The organism is Pseudomonas sp. PDM32 (assembly GCF_019219225.1).
GTDB classification, from domain to species: Bacteria; Pseudomonadota; Gammaproteobacteria; order Pseudomonadales; family Pseudomonadaceae; genus Aquipseudomonas; species Aquipseudomonas laurylsulfatiphila.
Genome location: NZ_JAHUWE010000004.1, coordinates 48,284 through 69,899 on the forward strand (window position 1 = coordinate 48,284; position 21,616 = coordinate 69,899).

Sequence of the window (21,616 nt, forward strand, 5' to 3'; positions counted from 1 at the left end):
AATAGGATGTTGCATGACCGATCACGCGTTGCTTCTGGTCAACCTGGGTTCACCTGCCTCCACCTCGGTGGCGGATGTGCGCAGCTACCTCAATCAATTTCTGATGGACCCGTACGTGATCGACCTGCCATGGCCGGTGCGGCGCCTGCTGGTGTCGCTGATCCTGATCAAGCGTCCCGAGCAGTCGGCCCATGCCTATGCCTCGATCTGGTGGGACGAGGGCTCGCCGTTGGTGGTGCTCAGCCGTCGCCTGCAACAGGCCATGACTGCCCAGTGGCAACACGGCCCGGTCGAGCTGGCGATGCGCTACGGTGAGCCGTCGATCGAGTCGACGCTGGTGCGCATGGCTGCGGCGGGGCACAAGCGAATAACCCTGGCGCCGCTTTATCCACAGTTCGCCGACAGCACCACCACCACGGTGATTGCAGAAGCCAAGCGTGTGCTGCGCGAAAAAGGACTCGATCTGCAATTGTCGATTCTTCAGCCGTTTTATGACCAACCGGAATACATCGACGCATTGGTCGCCAGCGCGAGGCCACATTTGCAGCAGGATTACGATCACTTGCTGCTGAGCTTTCACGGATTGCCGGAGCGGCACCTGACCAAGCTCGATCCGACGGGGAAGCATTGCTTCAAGAATGAGGATTGCTGCAAGAACGCGTCGCCAGCGGTATTGGCCACCTGCTATCGCGCGCAATGCCTGCGGACAGCATCGGAGTTTGCCAAGCGCATGGGTTTGCCGGACGGCAAGTGGTCGGTGTCATTCCAGTCGCGCCTGGGACGCGCCAAATGGATCGAACCCTACACCGAGGCGCGCCTCGATGAGTTGGCTAAAAGCGGCGTGAAAAAGATTCTGGTGATGTGCCCGGCGTTCGTTGCCGATTGCATCGAGACCCTGGAAGAGATCGGTGATCGCGGCAAGGAGCAGTTCCGCGCGGCGGGGGGGGAGGAGTTGGTGCTGGTGCCGTGCCTCAACGATGACCCGCATTGGGCGCGGGCGTTGAGTGCGTTGTGCGAAAGGGCGCCGTTGGCGCTTTAAAAGCTTCGCGAGCAGGCTCGCTCCCACAGGGGAATGCATTCCAGACTGTGGGAGCGAGCCTGCTCGCGAAAGCTATTTCATTAACAACAAAGCTCTTGAAACACTACAGCAGCGGCTCATTCGCCTTCTTGTGCTTCCAGCTGTCATTGCCCGGCAGGATCAGGTTCAAACCAATCGCCACCACCGCGCACAGCGCGATGCCTTTGAGGCCGAAGTCGTCCGGTCCGGTGCCGGTGCCGATCAGCACGCCGCCGATCCCGAACACCAGGGTCACCGACACAATCACCAGGTTGCGCGCCTCGCCCAGATCAATCTTGTGGCGGATCAGTGTGTTCATCCCCACCGCGGCAATCGAGCCGAACAACAGGCACAGAATCCCGCCCATCACCGGTACCGGAATGCTTTGCAGCAGTGCGCCGAACTTGCCGATGAACGCCAGGCTGATGGCGAAGATCGCCGCCCAGGTCATGATTTTCGGGTTGTAGTTCTTGGTCAGCATGACCGCGCCGGTCACTTCGGCGTAGGTGGTGTTGGGCGGGCCGCCAAACAGACCGGCCGCCGTGGTGGCAATGCCGTCGCCGAGCAGGGTGCGGTGCAGGCCGGGCTTCTTCAGGTAATCGCGACCGGTCACGCTACCCACGGCAATCACGCCGCCGATGTGTTCGATGGCCGGGGCCAAAGCCACCGGAACGATGAACAGGATCGCCTGCCAGTTGAATTCCGGCGCAGTGAAGTGAGGAATGGCGAACCAGGGGGCCGCAGCGATCTTCGCGGTATCGACCACGCCGAAGTAGAACGACATGCCGAAACCGACCAGCACGCCGGAAATGATCGGCACCAGGCGGAAGATGCCCTTGCCGAAAACCGCAACGATCAGCGTGGTCAGCAGCGCAGGCATCGAGATCATCATCGCAGTCTGGTAATGAATCAATTCACTGCCGTCACCGGCCTTGCCCATGGCCATGTTGGCGGCAATCGGTGCCATTGCCAGGCCAATCGAAATGATCACCGGCCCGATCACCACGGGCGGCAGCAGGCGGTCGATGAAACCGGTGCCTTTGATTTTCACCGCGAGGCCGAGGAAGGTATAGACGAAACCTGCTGCCATTACGCCGCCCATGGTCGCGGCCAGGCCGAACTGGCCCTTGGCGAGAATGATCGGGGTAATGAAGGCAAAGCTCGATGCCAGGAACACCGGCACCTGACGCCCGGTGACGATCTGGAACAGGATCGTCCCCAGGCCGGCCGTGAACAGCGCCACGTTCGGGTCGAGACCGGTGATCAGCGGCATCAACACCAGGGCGCCGAAGGCCACGAACAGCATCTGTGCACCCGACAGCACCGTGCGCCAGAGCGGATCGTTGAACTCTTGCTGCATGGTCACGCGTCCTTCTGCTTGGTGCCGAAGATCTTGTCACCGGCATCGCCCAGCCCCGGGATGATGTAGCCATGTTCGTTCAGTTTTTGATCAATGGACGCGGTATAGATGATCACGTCCGGGTGAGCCTTCTCGACCACGGCAATACCTTCTGGCGCAGCGACCAGCACCATGGCGCGGATGTCCTTGCAGCCGGCTTTTTTCAGCAGGTCGATGGTTGCAACCATCGAGCCGCCGGTGGCGAGCATCGGGTCGATGATCATGGCCAGGCGTTCGTCGATTTCCGGCACCAGCTTCTCGAGGTAGGTGTGGGCTTCGAGGGTTTCCTCGTTGCGGGCCACGCCCACGGCGCTGACTTTGGCGCCCGGGATCAGGCTGAGCACACCTTCGAGCATGCCGATGCCGGCACGCAGGATCGGCACCACGGTAATTTTCTTGCCGGCGATTTTCTCGACCGACACAGTGCCGCACCAGCCATCGATATCGTAGGATTCCAGCGGCAGGTCTTTGGTGGCTTCATAGGTCAACAGGGCGCCGACTTCCTGAGCGAGCTCACGGAAATTCTTGGTGCTGATGTCTGCGCGGCGCATAAGGCCAAGTTTATGACGGATCAGCGGGTGGCGGATCTCATGGATGGGCATGGGGAAAGGCTCCGGCGGCGGGCAAAAAAACCGGCCTAGATTAATCTATCCGAGGGTGTTGTCCTATAGACATACAGTACGTTAGTCCACAAACGCTTGATCTGGCCTCGCTTGATGCGTACCTTTGCCCGCTTTTCCCGAATCCGCCATCCCCTGGAGAGCACCATGTCCGCTGATCTCGAGCATATCCGTCAAATCATGCGAGAGGCTGACTGCCTGTACACCGAAGCTGAAGTCGAGGCGGCCATCGCCCGCGTCGGTGCACAAATCAACGATCAACTGGCGGATTCCAACCCGGTGGTGTTCTGCGTGATGAACGGCGGGCTGATTTTCTCCGGCAAGCTGCTGACCTATCTGCACTTCCCGCTGGAAGCGTCCTACCTGCACGCTACCCGCTATCGCAACGAAACCAGCGGCGGCGACCTGTTCTGGAAGGCCAAGCCGGAAGTCTCCTTCATCGACCGTGATGTCTTGATCATCGACGACATCCTCGACGAAGGGCACACCCTGGGTGCGATCATCGACTTCTGTAAACACGCTGGCGCACGTAAAGTGCACACCGCCGTGCTGATTGATAAAGACCACGACCGCAAGGCCCGTCCGGACCTCAAGGCCGATTTCGTCGGTCTGCCGTGCGTCGACCGCTACATCTTCGGTTACGGTATGGACTACAAAGGCTACTGGCGTAACGCCAACGGGATTTTCGCCGTTAAAGGAATGTAAGACATGGATACGCCGCGTTTTCTGGATCAGACCTTGTTCGCCGAGCTGGCCGGGAAAGCCGCGGCCAATCCTCGCGGGCGCCAGCATCACAATTTCCATCAGATGGAAGACGCTTGCCATCGCATGGCGGTGGGGCTGCAACCGTCCACGTATATCCCGCCTCACCGGCACTTGGGCGACAACAAGGCCGAAACCCTGTTGGTCCTCAAGGGGCGATTGGGCGTGTTGATCTTTGACGAGACCGGCATGGTGCTGAGCAAGACCGTGCTCGAGGCCGGTGGCGACTGTGTTGGCGTGGACCTGCCAACCGGTGTGTTCCACGGACTGGTGGTGCTGGAGGCCGACAGTCTGATGTTCGAATGCAAGGCCGGTCCTTACCGTCCGGTCGGTGAGGGTGAGCTGGCGCATTGGGCGCCGCGCGAAGGCGAGCCTGGTGTTGCCGAGTATCAGGCCTGGATGCACGCGCAATTCGATTAGGATCAAAAGATCGCAGCCTTCGGCAGCTCCTACAGGGGCTGCGATCTTTTGCTTTTACACCCGTGGTAAAGTGCCCGGCCCCGCCCTCCGGAGCCCGTCATGAGTGTTTTGATCCGCTGTTGCGCCGCTCTGGCGCTGACCCTCAGCCTGCCCTTGGCCGCCGCCCCGGCGCCCATGCACAGTCAATTCCTGCCGCCGGACGATCTCACTTTGCGCGCTGCTGATCCCGAGCAGCAGCAACTGATGCAGGTCACCGATTATTCGGTGGTGGTCGGCGCTCAGCGTCAATCCACTCAACAGCCGATTCCGGTCACTTCGCCGTTGCTGATTCGTCTCAAGGGCAAATCCCTGAACAAGGGCGCTAACATCAGTCAGGTGCTGGTCAACTTCGATGGTGAAAGCAAGAGCCTGAAGAAGCCGATTTACGATGAGTCGAGCAAGACCCTGACCCTTTATTACCCGCTGGCGCAATACCGGGTGGTGATCGACTTGCTGCGCAATGAGACGGTGTATTGCCAGTTTCTCAGCTACGCCAACGGCCATGTCTGGGCCGATCTGCATACCGGCAGCACTCGTGCGCGTTGAGCCCTGTGCCTGCGCGGGGGTAAACTGCCCGCCCCGTGAAATGTCTGCGAGCTGGAGTCGGCAATGCGTAAAGATAAAAAACAAGTGATTGGTGACGAGATCGGCGATGAGCAGATCAAGTTGTTCCTCGATTTCGAACCGGTCGACGCGACTTCTCCGTCCCTGCACAAACTGGTCAAGGCCTACCGTGGCCTGCGCATCGACGATTTCGAACGTTTCCTGACGTTTTTCGTCGAAGCCGGTTACGACGTGAATGGCAAGGATGAGCACGGCAATGACTTCGTTGCCCTGATCAAGGATCAGCGCAACGCGCCGGACTACATCGAGCTGATCGAGAAGGCCTGCGGCTAAGAGTGTTAAAGTTCTTTAGGAGATTGGAAGGAAATATCCAATCACCTAATAAAACCTGTTTTGTTTTTGTGATCCTTAGTTAGTTGGTTACTATCGAGTGCGCACTGGTGTGCACTCGGGGTAACTCGATAATTAAAGAAAAATCGAAACAGGTGTTGAAATGATCAAGGATGATCTCATGGGAACAATCATGTGCCGGCTTATAGTCGTGGCTGCCACTTTGGCAAGTTCGTACTCGATAGCGGCCGACGAAGTGGTCAATGTGGAAATTTTCAATGCAGGTTCGGCAGTCATACTGCCGGGTGAAGATTTCAAATGGGGGCAGAATCCGGACAACCGGGATCATGACTTCTCGATCAAGCCTGCGGAAAACCAAGAGCTAACCTACTATCTGCCAGAGTCGCGCGCCAAGCGTGAGGCGTTCAGTTATGTCCAGGGTAACAAACGCTGCTTGTTCAGTTTTGGTCATGTAGAGCAAGTGCCCATGGATGAATGGGCGACCATGCATTATACCCGCTGGGTGAAAGCGGAACCTGATCAATATTGCAGCGCTTCATTGATCGATGTTGCGGATGATGATCCATATGTTCGCAATGGTGGCACGCGAATCAAGTTCATCATGAACTAATAAATGTTCATGCTGTAACGCAAAAAGCCCCTGATCTTTCGATCTGGGGCTTTTTAGTGCAGCGAGTTTTTATTCCTCAAGCGTAGCTTTCGGTCTCGCTGCTGGCTTCAACCAGTTCCAGGGCAACGTTGTTCTGCGTGTTGATCTTGCGATACAACGCAGCGTCGGTTTCCAGAACCTTCTCCCGGGCCGGGAAGATTTCTGCCAGTTTGCCAGCCCATTCGCCCTTGGCTTTGCTCGGGAAGCATTTCTCGATGAGCTCGAGCATGATCGAAACAGTCACCGATGCACCTGGCGAAGCGCCGAGCAGTGCCGCCAGAGAACCGTCCTTGGCTGCGACCAGTTCGGTGCCGAATTGCAGGATGCCGCCTTTTTTCGGGTCTTTCTTGATGATCTGCACCCGTTGGCCGGCCACTTCCAGGCGCCAGTCTTCGGCTTTCGCCTCCGGGTAGAAGCGACGCAGGGATTCCAGGCGCTGCTCCATGGACTGCATCACTTCGCTGACCAGGTACTTGGTCAGGTCCATGTTGTTTTTTGCCACGGCCAGCATCGGGCCGATGTTGCCGGCGCGAACCGACAGCGGCAGGTCCATGAAGGAGCCGTGCTTGAGGAACTTGGTGGTGAAGCCAGCGTACGGTCCGAACAGCAGGGACTTCTTGCCATCGACCACGCGGGTGTCCAGGTGCGGCACGGACATTGGCGGTGAGCCTACGGCGGCCTGGCTGTAGACCTTGGCCTGGTGGTGCTTGACCACTTCCGGGTTGTCGCAGCGCAGCCACTGGCCGCTGATCGGGAAGCCGCCGAAGCCTTTGCTCTCTTCGATGCCCGAGGCTTGCAGCAGCGGCAGTGCCGCGCCACCAGCGCCGAGGAAGACGAATTTGGCGTCGACTTCACGGGTGTTGCCGCTGTTGACGTCCTTGATGCTGACGGTCCAGCCGCCGTTGCTGCGCTTAAGGCCGGTCACGCGCTTGCAGTACTTGACCTGGGCATCGGGTGCGCAGGTCAGGTGCTTGAGCAACTGGTTGGTCAGGGCGCCGAAGTTGACGTCGGTACCATTGATCACGCGGGTGGCGGCAAGGGTTTCGCCGGGGTCGCGCCCAGGCATCATCAATGGCATCCACTCTGCCATTGTCGCCTTGTCTTCGGTGTATTCCATGTCGGCGAAGGCGTGGTGCTTGCTCAGCACCTTGAAGCGTTCCTTGAGGAAGGACACGCCGCTGTCGCCCTGCACGAAACTCAGGTGTGGCACCGGGCTGATAAACGATTTGCACGAGCCGAAAGTGCCTTTTTTGGTCAGGTACGACCAGAACTGCTTCGACACCTCGAACTGGGTGTTGATGTGCACGGCTTTCTTGATGTCGACGGCGCCATCGGCTGCCTGCGGCGTGTAGTTGAGCTCACACAGCCCGGCGTGACCGGTACCGGCGTTGTTCCACGGGTTGGAACTCTCCGCGGCACCGGAATCCATCAGCTCGACGACTTCCAGCTTGATCGCGGGGTCGAGCTCTTTGAGCAGGACTGCAAGGGTGGCACTCATGATGCCGGCCCCAACCAGTACTACGTCGACTGCTTCGTTATGCGCCATTTAACGCGTCTCCAAAATCTGCAGCACCAAATTGTCGGCATGGCTGCCAGGTGTTCCGGGGCGTGTCAGTGTGGCCCCAAGGTATCCATGGCAGTATCGCCATGTCCGAATCTTCGCAATTTATCGCAACTTCGACGGACGCTACCTGCCGGGTCTAATAAGAGCCCTATGGACTCATTTCAACGTGCGACTGGCAATTCGACTTATGGTCGATACATCCGTTTGTGCAACCAAATCCGTAGCGGACAGGCTTCAGGCTCCGGTGTTCGAGGAATACTCGGTCCTGTGTCGTTGGGCTGTTGTAGACGCTAATGGTGCATGTTCAGACGCAAAACTATTCATTTGCTCGCCACACTCTTGTGAAGTTGTGAAAACCCGTTTTTTTCACGCTCTTTTGAAGACGTGAACCTCAAAAAGGGCTGTCCCAGCCTGGCACCGTGCCCGGGTGGATTGCCGCCATGGGATACAGGGCAGGCAAAAACGGGCAAACAGCTCAGTGACCGAGCGTAATGACAGCTCTGCAGATTCGCGAAAAGTGGAGGTTTTGCTCAACAAAACAGCAAGCGCGCCAGCTTCACTCGATCTGTGTGGGCGGCTCTCTGTGGGCGGAGCGGGGTGTCAACACAAGTGCATTGACGGTGCTGCGAGGCCCGATCAGGAGACGTCCTTATAATCGGGGGGAGATTGTATCTAAGAAACGCAGGGAAATGGTCGTGTTTTATGACTTTTATTAGGTGTTTGGTCAGATCGTCAGCAGTTGCTGTGCACGCGAGCGTGGCTGACGCGGTTGCGAAGCGACGCGGGCGCCGGCCGGCAGTGGCTGATTGAGCCAGTTCAGGCGGATTTCCTCGATTTCAACCCAGCCATCTCCCATGGGCTGCAAGCTGCACTGCTTGAAGGCCTGGCAGTGGCCGTTGCGGTCGAGCAGGGCGAAGCAGCGGTGCAACGGGCGTGGCGCGAACAGAGAGATCAGATGGCGCATGGTGAAGTACCGTGTGGGTGCTTGCCGGGAAGATTGCCTGTAGGCCATTACGTGCAAGTGTAGGAGTGGTGACATCTGTGTGACATGAACTGCAATCCGCAGGGGTTGTCAGAGATTTCATCAAACACTGTGAGGTGCTGGTTCCCCGCAGTGGCGCACCGCTATACTGCCGGCCTGTTTGTGCCTGATTCTGGAGAGAAGAGCATGTTGCAACGCCTGTTGTTCGGTTTGATCACTGTGACCAGTTTGACCCTGGTTGGATGCGCCCACAGCCCGCAACAACTGAGCCCGGAACCCAAGCTGACCGCGCAGTTGGCCCCGGTCGGCCATGGCCAGCCCGTCGTGGTGCGTGTCGTGGACGGTCGCCCGTCGCCGACGCTGGGCACGCGTGGTGGCCTGTACCCGGAAACCAGCGCGATCACCGTGCAGGGCGCGCAGATCCTGCCGAAGCTGCAGGCCCAGGCTGAAGCCGCCGTGCGTCTGTTGGGCTTTACCCCGACGAACAACGCCATGAATGCGCCGCAACTGACCGTGACCCTGGCGGAACTGAAGTACCAGTCGCCCAAGGAAGGCATGTACGTGACCGAAGCCACCATCGGCGCGACGTTCCGCTCGGATGTGCAGAACGCCAACCGTCGCTACAGCGGCCGTTATGGTTCGTCTCTGGACCAGCGCTTCGGCATGGCGCCGAACCAGGAAACCAACACCAAGCTGGTCAGCGATGTGCTGAGCGATGCGTTGACCCGCCTGTTCAAGGACCCGACCGTAGGTCAGATTCTCGGCGAGTAATGCGAGCCCCTGTAGGAGCGAGCCTGCTCGCGATGGTCGTTAACGATTACGCGGGGAATCGATACCCCGCGGCGTCCTCAAGTCCATCGCGAGCAAGCTCGCTCCTACAGATTGGTATCAGGCAGCTTGCGAGTAAAAATCCAGCACACTCACGCCCGTCAGCAAATCCGTTTCCGGCAAATCCGCATGTTGATGCCCACCCAAGGCGCAATACACCAGCCAATGGCGATCCTGAACGTTGAAGGCGAGGCTGCCGACGAGGGTTTGTTGTTCTTCGCTGGGGGTGATGAGGTAGAGACGATCCTGGTTTTCGGCGTGGAGCATGACGTGATCCGTGTCGGTTTCGGGATGCGCATGTTCGCCGATACAGATGACGAAGCCGTGACTCAGGACAGTCATTGATCAAAAGCTTCGTTATTTGTCGGAAACAGAGGGCAGGGGCGCAGGCTTTCGGTAGAATCCGCGCCGCGGTCGCCCGTCCGGCACCTGCTACCTGTTTGACTTGAGGTTCGTGATGTCGCTGCACTTGATGACGCTGTTTACCGCCCATCCTGCCAAACTGATCAATCTGCTGGCCTTGCTCTTTGCCTTCCCGGGCGGCTGGTTGCTGCACGCCACCCGTCGCCGCGAACTGCGTGCGATGGCCAGTTTGCAGGCGCAGCGCCAGAGCAGCCCGAACGCAGAACCCACGCTGGATTGGGCGACCTTGCGCATGAACCGGTTTTTCTACATCTTCGGTTTTGCCTGCATGGGGATGGCGCTGCTGGTGTCCTGGATCAGCACTCAGGTCTGAACCTTTTCAAGCAAAAGATCGCAGCCTTCGGCAGCTCCTACAGGTGTACATCAATCCCGCGTAGGAGCTGCCGAAGGCTGCGATCTTTAAAACAAACGTCGCCCGAAGGCGCCGTTCTCGTATCCAGCCGAAACCGCTTACAGCGGCAACCCTGCCTTCACCCGGTACTGATTGCGCACCGGTGTCGCATATTGCAGCACCAGGTAAGGACGATGTTCTGGCGGGCAAGCGTCCAGGCGGCGTTGCCATTCTTCCTGGGCCTTGGCCAGTTCTTCGGCCGGGAACACCTCGGCGGCCTTCGGCACTTGCAACTGCGGATCAGCGTCTTTCCACTGCGCGTAAGCCAGGTAGTGCACCGGGAACAAGCGATAGCCGCTGAGGATTTGCTTGTCCATCTCGACTGCCAATTGCTTGGTGTCTTCGAACAGTTCGGTGATCGGCGCGGCAAAGTTCACATGCACCCGGCCCTTGTAGCCGGTGATGCCCTTGGCGATGCTCACATCATCCTCGCCCGGCACCTTGGTGTAGCTGCCGGTGGTGGCGCGGATGTAAAGCTCGCGGGCCTTGGCCTGATCGCAGGGGTCGTATTCGTAGCTGATCGACACCGGGGTCAGGTTCAGCGACTGAATGACTTCGCCGAACGGCTCGTCCTTGCGGCTCATGTGGAACATCTTGAGGATCGCCGATTCGGTACGGTCGTCACCGTCCTTGGCGCGGCCCTCGGCCTGGGCGATCCAGATCGAGGCGCAATCGTTGCGGATCGAATGGTTGATATACGCCGATAGCAATTGATAGGCCGCCATTTTCTCCCGGCGACCGCTGATCGAGCGGTGCACGATGAAGCTCTTGTTCAGGCGCATCAGGTCGCTGACGAAAGGCTTTTGCAGCAGGTTGTCACCAATGGCAATGCGCGGGGTCGGCAGGCCGGCGTGGTACACGGCGTAGTTGACGAAGGCCGGGTCCATCACGATATCGCGGTGGTTGGCGATAAACAGATAGGCGCTGCCGGACTTGAATTGCTCCACCCCGGTATAAGTGACACCGTCGGTGGCGCGCTCGATGGTGTGGTCGACGTAAACCTCGACTTTGTCCTGTAACGTGGCCACACAGGTCACGCCGGCAAACTCACGGCGCAGCCGATGGGCTATAAGAGGTTTGAGCGCCCAGCCTAAAGCGCCGGCAAAACGCGGGAAGCGGAAGTGGGTGAGGATATCTAGAAACGCCTTGTCGCCGAGCAGCCGGTCCAGCACCGCTGGGACTTCGCTGTCGTCGTAAGGTCGGATGGCATCGAATTCGCCCATCATGCTCTCTTGTTAGAAACGGCTAGGGTAAGTAAAGGTTTTGTTCGAAAACCGGCGGGGCACGGTCTGAAAAAGTAGCCAGACAAAAATAGCCCTGCAAATAGACCGGCGATTATACGCACAAGTCACCTGGGAGACCGCGATGCTGGAAAACGCAGTGTATGAATGTCCGTATTGTGGTGAGGAGGTAGAGACTACTCTGGATTTGTCCGGTGGCGATCAGACCTACATCGAGGACTGTCAGGTGTGCTGCCGGCCGATAACCTTCGTGTTGCAGGTTCATGAAGATGAATGGCATCTCGAAGTGTTCAGTGAAAACGAATGAGGGGCGTGTATGCAGCGCATCTACGATCCGGAAAACCTGATGGAAGGCGAGTTGCTGCAAGGCATGCTCGCCAGCGAGGGTATCGAGGCGCATCTGGTGGGGCGTGATTTGCTCGGCGGCTCCGGGGAGTTGCCGATCTATGGCCTGCTCGGGCTGTCGGTCGAGAACGACCAGGCCGAATACGCCCGCGAGCTGATCACCGCGTACAATGCTGCGCTGCCGCTGTCCGGCGATGAACCGGACAGCATTCCCGGCACGCTGGTCTGTTAGGCTGGCGTTCGTTTGATCAAGAGCCGTGTTGCCCCATGTGTGGACGTTATGCCCTGTTTCGCTGGAACCCTGCATTTGCGGCGCTGCCCGGTTTTCCCGCCGATCAGAAGGCGCAGTGGAACATTTCCCCCAACGATTCGGTGTTGATGTTGCGGGCCGAGCCTGACGGTCAGCGCTCGCTTGCCCGCGCCCGCTGGGGCCTGACGCCACCCTGGCTGACCGATCTGTCCCGCACCCCGGCCCACGCCCGCGCCGAAACTGTTGCCGAGCAGCCAATGTTTCGCCAGGCCTTGCGCGAGCGCCGCTGCCTGTTGCCGGCCAATGGTTTCTACGAGTGGCGCGGCACGACGCGCAAGCGCCCGTACTGGCTGACACCGGGGGAGGGTTCGTCATTGTTTTTTGCGGCGATCTGGGAGGCGTATCCGGTACAGGAGCAGGTGTGGCTGAGTACCGCCGTGATTACCCAGCCGGCGGCGAACCAGCGGCGGCCGTTGATTCTGGATGAGGCGGGGCAGGCCGCGTGGCTCGATCCCGAGACGCCGTTGCATGCGTTACAGGCCTTGCTGGCCAGTGAGCCTGCCGCGTTGCGCGAACGGGTGTTGGCCAATATGGTGAATGATCCGAAGCTCAATGGACCGGAGTGTCTCACTCCGGGTTGAGTGGGGCTTCTGAAAAGATCGCAGCCTGCGGCAGCTCCTACAAGGGATCGGTGTGCATCCTGTAGGAGCTGCCGCAGGCTGCGATCTTTCAATCCTAAACCCTGAACTGATTGATCAACCGCCGCTGCTGTTCCGCCAGCTTGGTCAAATCCGCACTGGCCGCACTCGACTCATCCGCACCGCCGGCCACTTCATTGGCCACCTGGCCGATGTTGATCACGTTGCGGTTGATGTCGTCCGCCACCGCACTTTGCTCCTCGGCCGCGCTGGCGATCTGGGTGTTCATGTCGTTGATCACCGACACCGCCTGAGTAATGGTCTCCAGTGCTTCGGCAGCCTTCGATGCGTGCAGTACGCTTTCGTCCGTACGGTTCTGGCTGTCTTCCATGACTCGCACCACATCCCGCGTGCCTTGCTGCAGTTGCTGGATCATGGCCTGGATTTCTTCGGTGGCCTTTTGCGTCTTCTGCGCCAGGTTGCGCACTTCGTCGGCTACCACGGCAAAACCCCGGCCCTGTTCACCGGCGCGGGCCGCTTCGATGGCTGCGTTCAGGGCCAGCAGGTTGGTCTGCTCGGCGATCCCGCGAATGGCGGTGAGGATGGCGTTGATGTTTTCGCTGTCCTTGGCCAGGGTCTGCACCACGCCGACGGCCCGACCGATCTCCACGGCGAGGGCGCCAATCGAGTTCGAGGTGTCGCGCACGATCTGCATGCCTTGGCTGGCAGCTTGATCGGCATGGCTGGCGGCCTGTGCGGCCTGGGTCGCATTGCGTGCCACGTCCTGGGCGGTGGCGGTCATTTCCTGCACGGCGGTGGCCACCTGATCGATCTCGGCCATTTGCTTGTGTACGCCGGTGTTGGTGCGGATGGCGATGTCGGCGGTGTGTTCCGATGAATCGCTGACGCTCTGCACTGACGTCACCACCTGGGTGATCATCGCCTGCAACTTGGCCAGGAAGGTGTTGAAGCCTTTGGCGATCGAACCCAACTCATCGGCGCGGTCGCTGGTCAGGCGCCGGGTCAGGTCGCCTTCGCCCTGGGCGATATCGTCGAGCATGGCCACCATCTGCTTGAGCGGACGGGCGATGCCGTGGCCCACCAGCCAGATCACCAGCAAACCGATACCGGCAATCACCAAGCCGACCATCGCCATACCGAAGGTATCGGATTTACGCTGCGCATCCAGGTCGGCCTGGAGTTTTTGCAGGTCGGCCATGACCGCGTTCAGCGGCAATTGCAGCATCAGGGTCCAGCGCGCATCGGTCTGGCCGATGCCGAACGGCAGGTACAACTCGATCCGGCCCTGGGCCTTGTCGACGGTGTAGGTGACTTCGCCGCGCTTGAGATTGGCCATGTTGGCAATCTGCTTGCTGTCGAGGATATCGCTGACTTTTTCGCCGAATTTGCTCGGATCCCTGGTGTAGGCAACGATGCGGCCATTGCCGCCGATCAGGGCCATTTCCCCGGCGCCGCTGTAGAGTTTCTGATTGGCACCCAGGAGCATTTCCTGAATGAAGTTCACCGACAGGTCGGCGCCAACGATGCCCTGGAAAGCACCGTTGAGCATGATCGGCTCAATAAAGGAGGCGAGCATGACGATTTTGTCGCCCACCTTATAAGGCGCCGGATCGATCACGCAGGATTTTTTGGTTTCTTTCGAGCACAGGTAGTACTCGCTGGCGCGCACGCCGGTGGACAGGGTTTTCTGGTCATCGACGTCCACCAGTTTGTCCTGGCCCAGGGTGCCGTCGTCGTTGCGGAACCACCAGGGCAGGAAGCGCCCGTTGCTGGCGTCGATCCCGACCACCTGGGTGCCGACGTAGGCCGCATCGTTGTGGTCCAGCGCGTCTTTTTCCCAACCGATGTAGGTGCCGAGGATCTTCGGGTTCTTGACTACGTTTTCCTTGATCAGGCCGATCAGTTGCTCACGGCTGAGGCTCAGGGCGGGCTGGCCATCGGCACCGGGCGTGCCGATCAGGGCGTTGACTCGCACCAATCCGCCGGCGATCAGCAGCGGTGCTTCGAGTTCTCGCTGGATCTGGCTGACCTGGGTCTGCGCCAGGGACGTCAGGCGTTGTTCGATGACTTGCTCGAACTGGGCCTGGGTCCGTTCCTGGACCATGTCCTGCGTCCGGGCCCCGGAAAACAGCGCATACACCACCAGCGCTGCCACGACACTAAGGACAATGGCGCCGGCAAGGGCCGCCACGGAAAACTGGATCGACTTGAATTTCATGGGGGCTCCGCACGCGAAAGGACGTCTGCCCGGGTGTATCGGCAGGGTGTCGGGCGGGCATGAGCGCGAGCTGTTGAAACGGCTGTTTTTGCCTGGCGGATGTCGCAAATGAATCAATGCGCGGCGTGACGGGCTGCGGCTCGCTCCGGAATGTGAATTTTTTTCTGCATTGATGAGAGCTTTGGCTGAATTGCGCGTCTTATGTCTATTGTATCTGGCGTCGATACCATTCCACGCCTAGGATACCCGGCATGTTTTCAGGGAGTTTTTCGATGAACAAGACATTGGCTCTATGTGCGCTGAGCGCAGGCCTGCTGCTTGCTGGCTGCCAGTCGGTCAATACCACCAGTGGCGGTGCTGTGGGCGTTGAGCGCAAGCAGTACATGTTCAGCATGTTGTCCTCGCAAGAGGTCGACCAGATGTACGCCCAGTCCTATACAAAGACTGTGAGTGAGGCGAGCAGCAAGGGCGTGCTGGACAAGACCAGCAGCGATGCCAAGCGTGTTCGGATCATTGCTGACCGGCTGATTGCCCAGGCGCCGAACTTTCGTCCGGATGCGGCCCAGTGGAAGTGGGAAGTGAACCTGATCAAGAGCGACGAACTCAATGCCAACTGTGGTCCTGGCGGCAAGATCTTTGTCTACACCGGGCTGATTGACAGTCTTCAACTCACTGACGATGAACTTGCCGCGGTCATTGGTCATGAAATCGCCCACGCCTTGCGCGAGCACAGTCGTGAGGCGATGTCCAAGGCATACGGTATCGAAATGGCCAAGCAGGGCGCCGGTGCGTTGCTCGGGTTGGGCCAGGACAGCCTGGCCCTGGCGGACGCTGTAGCCAACTATGGCATGACCTTGCCCAACAGCCGTGGCAATGAAAACGAGGCGGACCTGATCGGCCTGGAACTGGCCGCCCGCGCCGGCTACAACCCGAACGCCGCGATCACCCTGTGGAACAAGATGAGCAAGGCCAGCGAAGGTGCCCCGCCGGAGTTCCTCAGTACGCATCCGTCTTCGAGCAGTCGGACTGCGGCGTTGCAGGCGGCGATTCCGAAAGTCATGCCGTTGTACGAGCAGGCCAAGAAGTCCTGATAGTCATGCGGTAAGGCTGCTGGCCTCTTCGCGAGCAAGCCCGCTCCCACACTGGATATCGGTCGTACACAAAATTTGTATTCACCGAAGATCAATTGTGGGAGCGGGCTTGCTCGCGAAGAACGATAACGCGGTCTAACGACCTATCGGGTCAAACCCACCCGCTGCTCTGCATCGCCTTGTACACCGCGACAATCGCCAGGATGAAGAACGCCGACGCCGCCAGTCGACGGATCAGGGTCAATGGCAGCTTGTCTGCGGCAAAGTTACCCGCCAGAACCACCGGTACGTTGGCAATCAGCATGCCGGCGGTGGTGCCGATGATCACCAGCCACAACTCCGGATATTGCGCAGCCAGCATCACGGTCGCGATCTGCGTCTTGTCGCCGATTTCCGCCAGGAAGAATGCGATCAGCGTGGTCAGGAACGGACCGAACTTGCGGGCGGTGCTGGCCTCGTCGTCATCCATCTTGTCCGGCACCAGGGTCCACAGGGCGGTCGCGGCAAAGCTCGCGGCGAGGATCCAGTGCAGCATCGTATCCGAGAAGAAACTGCCGACCCAGGCACCGACTGCACCGGCGGCCGCGTGGTTGGCCAGGGTCGCGGCAACAATACCGGCGATGATCGGCCAGGGCTTGCGGAAGCGAGCGGCGAGAATGAGCGCGAGCAGTTGCGTCTTGTCGCCGATTTCGGCCAAGGCAACGATTGCGGTGGGTACGAGTAGTGAATCCAGCATCAGGGGTTTTCCTAAGGGGCGGGTCGACACGGCTATGACACGTACAGCCTTCCCGCCCCGGGTAAGGTGTGCGTGTCATAGGTCTTGTCAAACCCTGCGATCCATCTGGTGTGGATGCTTGGGTCGCATGCGCCATGGTCTGAGGACCAAGTATGTTGACGCATGCCGGACGAGCGTGGCGCTCGTGGGAGACTACTCCCCTAGGACGGAGCGGATTCTGCCTTCGCAGAACCCATTCGGCAAGCCCTCTTTTTCAAAAAGGTTTCAGCCGCGTTTTGCCCGGTAAATTCGAAAGCCCTGTCCTTCGGCCTTGATCGCACACACGCCAAGATGCTCTTCGATCAGCGGTTGATACTTCAGGAAGCTGTTCGCTACCAGGCGAAGTTCGCCTCCGTTTTTCAGATGTTTGGCTGCTTTTCGCAGCAAGTTTTCTGTTGCGAAATAGTCGGTGTGCACGCCGACATGAAACGGTGGATTGCTCAGGATCGCACTCAAACCCATAGGCGCGGCGTCGATGCCGTCACCGGTAATCACCTCGGCTTCCAGACCATTGGCCGCCAGGGTCAGGCGACTGCTGGCAGCGGCAAAGGCGTCCACATCCAGCATCGTGACCTGGTTGTGCGGGTAACGACGTTTCACTGCCGCGCCCAGGACTCCTGCGCCGCAACCGAAATCGAGTAAATGACCGCTGGGCAGTTTGTCCAGGTGTTCCAGCAGCAGCGCGCTGCCGCGATCGAGGCGACCATGGCTGAATACCCCCGGCAGGCTGATGACCTTCAGCGATCCTTCGGCCAGCGGCAGCTCGTAGGTCTGCGCCAGGCTTTCCAGCGGCTTGGCTTCAGGTGCATTGGCCACGGTCACCTGCCAAAGCTGGCAGTGGCGCGCACTGTCGAGTTTGCGTGGCTTGCCGAACGGGTTGAGTTGTTTGGCGGCACCTTCGATGCCGCTTTTTTTCTCGCCGACCAGATACAGTTCGCGGCCGGCCAGCCGCGAGGCGAGGGCGTTGAGGATGTAGTCGGTCAGGTCCTTAGCCTTGGGCAGAAACACCACGGCGCTATCGAACCCGCGCTCCGGTGCGTTCACGCCAAAGTGGCTGCGCTCGGGGAAGCGGGCGTCCAGCGCGGCCTGATCGCCGGCGTGCCAGCACCAGCCATGGGCATCGGGCAGGCGGCCCAGCAGGTCGTCGGCGGGCAAACCGGCCAACAACACCGAACCCTGGAATAACTCGGCCTGGCGAAGCAGTACTTCACTGCGCGGATCCATAACTGCTCCCATGAAAAAAAGTGCCGCAGTTTATCAACTGACGACCCGCAGCGCCTTACCGCTGAAGTATCCCAGTGCGTTTTCGGTCACTTGGCCAACGATCCGCTGGCGCGCTTCACGGCTGCCCCAGGCGTTGTGCGGGGTCACGATCAGGCGCGGGATGTCGTGGGCCAGCAGTGGATTGCCGTTGACGGGAGGCTCGACGCTCAGCACGTCAGTGGCGGCGCCGCCCAGATGACCGTTGCGCAAGGCATCGGCCAGCGCCTGTTCGTCGATCAGGCCGCCGCGGGCGGTGTTGACCAGGAACGCTTCGGGTTTCATCGAGGCCAGTTCGCGGGCACCGATGAAGTGACGGGTGTGTTCGTTGAGCGGGCAGTGCAGGGTCAGGGCATCGACTTGCGGCAGCAGTTCATCCAGTGGCAGGCGGTCCGGCCGGGCAGGGCGTCCGGGAATCTGCCCCAACAGCACGCGCATGCCGAAGGCTTCAGCCAGCCGTGCGACCGCGCTGCCCAATTCGCCGTGACCCAGCAGGCCAAGGGTTTTGCCTTCGAGTTCGACAATCGGGTAGTCCAGCAAGCAGAACTGTTTGGCCTGTTGCCAGCGGCCTGCACCGACGGCCTTCTGATAGTCGGCCAGGCGCGTGGCCAGGTTGAGCAGCAGCATGATCGTGTGCTGCGCCACCGACGGCGTGCCGTAACCCTGGCAGTTGCACACGGTGATCCCGTGGGCGCGGGCGGCAGCGAGGTCGACGTTGTTGGTGCCGGTGGCGGTGATCAGGATCAGTTTGAGGTCAGGGCTGGCGGCCATGGCGGCGGCGTCGATCGGGATCTTGTTGCTGATGGCGACGGTGGCGCCCTTGAGGTGTTCGATGACTTGATCGGGCAAGGTCTGGGCGAACAGCTGCAATTTGCTGAAACAACTGCGCAGCGGGTTGAGGTCAAGGTCGCCGAGGTCCAGGGACGGGTGGTCGAGGAAAACGGCGCGGCGAGTGTTCGTCATCAACTGTACCTTTTGTGCATTGAACTGAAGGCGTAATCTGCCGAGCCTACCAGATGAAATAAATAGTTACGCTTGGCCTGAAGGAGCCCCACATGTACTGGACAGAGTTCTTGACCGTTGCCCTGATTCACTTGCTGGCCGTAGCCAGCCCCGGCCCGGACTTTGCCGTGGTGGTACGTGAAAGTGTTACCCACGGTCGCCGTGCGGGCACCTGGACCGCGCTGGGTGTGGGGACGGCGATTTTCCTGCATGTGGGTTATTCACTGTTGGGTATCGGCCTGATCGTGTCCCAGTCGATCGTGCTGTTCAATGCCTTGAAATGGGCCGCCGCCGCTTACCTGCTGTACATCGGTTACAAGGCGCTGCGCGCGCAACCGGCCAAGCCTGTGGCGGACGATCTACACAAGGAAGCCGGCGAGCGCACGGCCCGTGGCGCCTTCACCTCGGGTTTTGTCACCAACGGTCTCAATCCGAAAGCCACGCTGTTCTTCCTCTCGCTGTTCACTGTGGTGATCAACCCGCACACGCCACTGGCCGTGCAGGCCGGTTACGGGGTTTATCTGGCAGCCGCGACAGCGACCTGGTTCTGCCTGGTGGCGATGTTGTTCAGCCAGCAGCGCGTACGCGCCGGTTTCGCGCGCATGGGGCACTGGTTCGACCGGACCATGGGCGCGGTGCTGATTGCAATTGGCGTGAAGCTCGCTTTTACCGAGATGCATTGATCAAAGGGGTTCCCTGTAGGAGCTGCCGCAGGCTGCGATCTTTTGATCTTGTTCTTCAGTAACTCCAGAACTGTCAAAGATCAAAAGATCGCAGCCTGCGGCAGCTCCTACAGTGCGTAGTAAATGGCCAATGCTGGCGCAATGACAGTATTTGCAGGGCTCTGCAAATCATTCCTTTGGCTGATTTGGCTGACGATCAGGGGCACTACAGTGCGTACTTTCAGTCACGTCCGTGCAGTCAGAAAAAGGGATTCTTATGTTGCAGACTCGCGTTATCCCCCCGGCCGAAGGCGCTTACCAATACCCGCTGCTGATCAAACGGCTGCTGATGTCCGGTGCCCGTTATGAGAAAACCCGCGAGATCATCTACCGCGACAAGTTGCGCTACAGCTACCCGACCCTGATCGAACGGGTGGCCCGCCTGGCCAACGTGCTGACAGCGGCCGGGGTCAAGCCCGGGGATGCCGTGGGTGTGATGGACTGGGACAGCCATCGTTACCTGGAATGCATGTTCGCCATCCCGATGATTGGTGCGGTGATCCACACCATCAACGTGCGCCTGTCGCCGGAACAGATCCTCTACACCATGAACCACGCCGAGGACCGCTTTGTGCTGGTCAACAGCGAGTTCGTCGGCCTCTACAAGGCCATCGAAGGGCATCTGACCACGGTCGACAAAACCCTGTTGCTGACTGACCTGCCGGAAAAAACCGCGGACCTGCCGAACCTCGTCGGCGAATACGAACAACTGTTGGCCGCGGCGAGCCCGCAGTACGACTTCCAGGATTTCGACGAAAACTCGGTCGCGACCACGTTCTACACCACCGGCACCACCGGCAATCCCAAGGGCGTGTACTTCACCCATCGGCAACTGGTGCTGCACACCATGGGCGTGTCGACCATCATGGGCGCGATCGACAGCGTGCGCCTGCTGGGTACCAGCGACGTGTACATGCCGATCACCCCGATGTTCCACGTCCACGCCTGGGGCTTGCCGTATGTGGCGACCATGCTCGGACTCAAGCAGGTGTACCCCGGCCGCTATGACCCGGAGTATCTGGTGGAGTTGTGGCGCAAGGAGAAGGTCACGTTCTCCCATTGCGTACCGACCATTTTGCAGATGGTCCTCAATGCCAAGGCCGCGCAGAACGTCGACTTCGGCGGCTGGAAAATCGTCATCGGCGGCAGCGCCCTGAACCGCACGCTATACGAGGCGGCCAAGGCCAAGGGCATTCAGTTGACCGCCGCCTACGGCATGTCGGAAACCGGGCCACTGGTCTCGTGCGCGCACTTGAACGATGAGTTGATGGCCGGCACCGAAGACGAACGCACCACCTACCGGATCAAGGCCGGCGTGCCCGGGCCGCTGGTGGAGGCGGCGATCGTCGACACCGAGGGCAACTTCCTGCCCGCCGACGGCGAGACCCAGGGTGAGCTGGTGCTGCGCGCACCCTGGCTGACCGAGGGTTATTTCAACGAGCCGCAGAAGGGCGCCGAGCTCTGGGCCGGAGGCTGGCTGCACACCGGCGACGTGGCGACCCTGGACAGCATGGGGGTGATCGACATTCGGGACCGCATCAAGGACGTGATCAAGACCGGTGGCGAGTGGATCTCCTCTCTGGACCTGGAAGACCTGATCAGTCGTCATGTGGCGGTACGTGAAGTAGCAGTGGTGGGGATCCCTGACCCGCAGTGGGGAGAGCGGCCGTTTGCCCTGCTCGTAGTCCGTGAAGGTCACGTCATCGGGGCGAGGGAGCTCAAGGAACACCTCAAGCCTTTTGTGGAACTGGGGCACCTGAGCAAGTGGGCGATTCCGAGCCAGATCGCCCTTGTTACTGAAATTCCCAAGACCAGCGTCGGCAAACTCGACAAGAAGCGCATTCGTGTCGACATCAGCGAATGGCAGGCCACCAACAGCACCTTCCTCTCGACGCTTTAAGCACCTCCCGGCGTGCCCGAAAGGGCACGCCAGCCCCACCAAGCAAGCGCTTGGCTTGTCAAATTGAAATTTTCAGCCATCCTTGCCGTGCCGACGGGTGTCGG

Annotated in this window: 24 protein-coding genes, 1 pseudogene and 1 riboswitch; of the genes and pseudogenes, 14 read left to right on the plus strand and 11 right to left on the minus strand. The window is 59.8% G+C overall.

Annotation, left to right across the window (positions count from 1 at the left end; translation table 11 throughout):
* The first annotated feature begins 13 nt into the window (after window positions 1-13).
* Window positions 14-1,039, plus strand: a complete 1,026-nt coding sequence (gene hemH / locus KW846_RS08880; RefSeq protein WP_007973859.1) for a ferrochelatase — start codon at window positions 14-16, stop codon at window positions 1,037-1,039.
* A gap of 103 nt (window positions 1,040-1,142) precedes the next feature.
* Here the strand turns inward: hemH and KW846_RS08885 are convergent, their stop codons facing one another.
* Together KW846_RS08885 and upp are read right to left on the minus strand one after the other, a co-directional pair.
* Window positions 1,143-2,417: a uracil-xanthine permease family protein gene (locus KW846_RS08885; RefSeq protein ID WP_007973857.1), complete on the minus strand. Its 1,275-nt coding sequence runs from the start codon at window positions 2,415-2,417 to the stop codon at window positions 1,143-1,145.
* Between the two features lie 2 nt (window positions 2,418-2,419).
* Window positions 2,420-3,058, minus strand: coding sequence for a uracil phosphoribosyltransferase (gene upp, locus KW846_RS08890; RefSeq protein ID WP_007973856.1), 639 nt, complete (start codon window positions 3,056-3,058; stop codon window positions 2,420-2,422).
* A 165-nt stretch (window positions 3,059-3,223) separates the two neighbouring features.
* Here upp and KW846_RS08895 point away from each other — a divergent pair, with 165 nt between their 5' ends.
* The 5 genes from KW846_RS08895 to KW846_RS08915 all read left to right on the plus strand — a co-directional run bounded on the left by KW846_RS08895 (window position 3,224) and on the right by KW846_RS08915 (window position 5,822).
* Window positions 3,224-3,781 carry a hypoxanthine-guanine phosphoribosyltransferase gene (locus KW846_RS08895; RefSeq protein WP_007973854.1) on the plus strand — a complete coding sequence of 186 codons (558 nt, stop codon included), beginning with the start codon at window positions 3,224-3,226 and terminating at the stop codon, window positions 3,779-3,781.
* 3 nt (window positions 3,782-3,784) lie between these two features.
* Complete coding sequence (locus KW846_RS08900) at window positions 3,785-4,258, plus strand: WbuC family cupin fold metalloprotein (RefSeq protein ID WP_015096807.1); 474 nt, start codon at window positions 3,785-3,787, stop codon at window positions 4,256-4,258.
* Between the two features lie 99 nt (window positions 4,259-4,357).
* Window positions 4,358-4,843, plus strand: a complete 486-nt coding sequence (locus KW846_RS08905) for a hypothetical protein (RefSeq protein ID WP_116581204.1) — start codon at window positions 4,358-4,360, stop codon at window positions 4,841-4,843.
* Between the two features lie 63 nt (window positions 4,844-4,906).
* Window positions 4,907-5,194, plus strand: a complete 288-nt coding sequence (locus KW846_RS08910; RefSeq protein WP_218482005.1) for a PA4642 family protein — start codon at window positions 4,907-4,909, stop codon at window positions 5,192-5,194.
* A gap of 160 nt (window positions 5,195-5,354) precedes the next feature.
* Complete coding sequence (locus KW846_RS08915) at window positions 5,355-5,822, plus strand: hypothetical protein (RefSeq protein ID WP_256356659.1); 468 nt, start codon at window positions 5,355-5,357, stop codon at window positions 5,820-5,822.
* Between the two features lie 76 nt (window positions 5,823-5,898).
* Here the strand turns inward: KW846_RS08915 and mqo are convergent, their stop codons facing one another.
* Window positions 5,899-7,407 carry a malate dehydrogenase (quinone) gene (gene mqo, locus KW846_RS08920; RefSeq protein ID WP_218482006.1) on the minus strand — a complete coding sequence of 503 codons (1,509 nt, stop codon included), beginning with the start codon at window positions 7,405-7,407 and terminating at the stop codon, window positions 5,899-5,901.
* A 742-nt stretch (window positions 7,408-8,149) separates the two neighbouring features.
* On the minus strand, window positions 8,150-8,389 hold the full coding sequence (locus tag KW846_RS08925; protein WP_218482007.1) for a hypothetical protein: 240 nt from the start codon (window positions 8,387-8,389) through the stop codon (window positions 8,150-8,152).
* Window positions 8,390-8,593: 204 nt separating this feature from the next.
* Here KW846_RS08925 and KW846_RS08930 point away from each other — a divergent pair, with 204 nt between their 5' ends.
* Window positions 8,594-9,178, plus strand: a complete 585-nt coding sequence (locus KW846_RS08930; protein WP_007973847.1) for a YajG family lipoprotein — start codon at window positions 8,594-8,596, stop codon at window positions 9,176-9,178.
* 117 nt (window positions 9,179-9,295) lie between these two features.
* On the opposite strand, the gene KW846_RS08935 is transcribed toward KW846_RS08930, so the two are convergent.
* The gene (locus KW846_RS08935) at window positions 9,296-9,502 is read right to left on the minus strand and encodes a hypothetical protein (protein WP_033048315.1); all 207 of its coding nucleotides are present in this window, start codon (window positions 9,500-9,502) and stop codon (window positions 9,296-9,298) included.
* 190 nt (window positions 9,503-9,692) lie between these two features.
* On the opposite strand from KW846_RS08935, the gene KW846_RS08940 reads away from it, so the two are divergent.
* Window positions 9,693-9,971, plus strand: a complete 279-nt coding sequence (locus tag KW846_RS08940) for a hypothetical protein (protein WP_056726254.1) — start codon at window positions 9,693-9,695, stop codon at window positions 9,969-9,971.
* A 137-nt stretch (window positions 9,972-10,108) separates the two neighbouring features.
* Here the strand turns inward: KW846_RS08940 and KW846_RS08945 are convergent, their stop codons facing one another.
* Complete coding sequence (locus tag KW846_RS08945; protein WP_173900855.1) at window positions 10,109-11,272, minus strand: 1-acyl-sn-glycerol-3-phosphate acyltransferase; 1,164 nt, start codon at window positions 11,270-11,272, stop codon at window positions 10,109-10,111.
* A gap of 142 nt (window positions 11,273-11,414) precedes the next feature.
* Here KW846_RS08945 and KW846_RS08950 point away from each other — a divergent pair, with 142 nt between their 5' ends.
* The 3 genes from KW846_RS08950 to KW846_RS08960 are packed head-to-tail and all read left to right on the plus strand — an operon-like array spanning window position 11,415 to window position 12,526.
* Window positions 11,415-11,597, plus strand: coding sequence for a CPXCG motif-containing cysteine-rich protein (locus tag KW846_RS08950; protein WP_101161926.1), 183 nt, complete (start codon window positions 11,415-11,417; stop codon window positions 11,595-11,597).
* Window positions 11,598-11,606: 9 nt separating this feature from the next.
* A complete protein-coding gene (locus KW846_RS08955; protein WP_218482008.1) occupies window positions 11,607-11,867 on the plus strand; it encodes a putative signal transducing protein in 261 nt (86 codons plus the stop codon).
* Between the two features lie 35 nt (window positions 11,868-11,902).
* Window positions 11,903-12,526, plus strand: a complete 624-nt coding sequence (locus tag KW846_RS08960) for an SOS response-associated peptidase (RefSeq protein WP_218482009.1) — start codon at window positions 11,903-11,905, stop codon at window positions 12,524-12,526.
* Between the two features lie 94 nt (window positions 12,527-12,620).
* Here KW846_RS08960 and KW846_RS30360 read toward each other — a convergent pair whose 3' ends face one another.
* Together KW846_RS30360 and KW846_RS30365 are read right to left on the minus strand one after the other, a co-directional pair.
* Window positions 12,621-13,463: a methyl-accepting chemotaxis protein gene (locus KW846_RS30360; RefSeq protein ID WP_371321737.1), complete on the minus strand. Its 843-nt coding sequence runs from the start codon at window positions 13,461-13,463 to the stop codon at window positions 12,621-12,623.
* A 12-nt stretch (window positions 13,464-13,475) separates the two neighbouring features.
* Window positions 13,476-14,762 (minus strand): annotated as a pseudogene (locus KW846_RS30365) (HAMP domain-containing protein); the annotation flags it as partial.
* A gap of 272 nt (window positions 14,763-15,034) precedes the next feature.
* Here KW846_RS30365 and KW846_RS08970 point away from each other — a divergent pair.
* Window positions 15,035-15,853 (plus strand): M48 family metallopeptidase, encoded by an 819-nt coding sequence (locus tag KW846_RS08970; protein ID WP_218482011.1) that lies wholly within the window; start codon window positions 15,035-15,037, stop codon window positions 15,851-15,853.
* Window positions 15,854-16,004: 151 nt separating this feature from the next.
* Here KW846_RS08970 and KW846_RS08975 read toward each other — a convergent pair whose 3' ends face one another.
* The 3 genes from KW846_RS08975 to KW846_RS08985 form a co-directional block, all read right to left on the minus strand.
* A complete protein-coding gene (locus KW846_RS08975; protein WP_007972537.1) occupies window positions 16,005-16,589 on the minus strand; it encodes a TMEM165/GDT1 family protein in 585 nt (194 codons plus the stop codon).
* Window positions 16,590-16,679: 90 nt separating this feature from the next.
* A riboswitch (yybP-ykoY riboswitch) is annotated at window positions 16,680-16,802 on the minus strand.
* Window positions 16,803-16,853: 51 nt separating this feature from the next.
* The gene (locus KW846_RS08980) at window positions 16,854-17,852 is read right to left on the minus strand and encodes a class I SAM-dependent methyltransferase (RefSeq protein ID WP_218482012.1); all 999 of its coding nucleotides are present in this window, start codon (window positions 17,850-17,852) and stop codon (window positions 16,854-16,856) included.
* A gap of 33 nt (window positions 17,853-17,885) precedes the next feature.
* Window positions 17,886-18,851, minus strand: a complete 966-nt coding sequence (locus KW846_RS08985; RefSeq protein WP_218482013.1) for a 2-hydroxyacid dehydrogenase — start codon at window positions 18,849-18,851, stop codon at window positions 17,886-17,888.
* Between the two features lie 92 nt (window positions 18,852-18,943).
* On the opposite strand from KW846_RS08985, the gene KW846_RS08990 reads away from it, so the two are divergent.
* A complete protein-coding gene (locus tag KW846_RS08990) occupies window positions 18,944-19,573 on the plus strand; it encodes a LysE family translocator (protein WP_007972540.1) in 630 nt (209 codons plus the stop codon).
* Between the two features lie 256 nt (window positions 19,574-19,829).
* Window positions 19,830-21,512: a fatty acid--CoA ligase gene (locus KW846_RS08995; RefSeq protein WP_102673408.1), complete on the plus strand. Its 1,683-nt coding sequence runs from the start codon at window positions 19,830-19,832 to the stop codon at window positions 21,510-21,512.
* The last annotated feature ends 104 nt before the right edge of the window (window positions 21,513-21,616 follow it).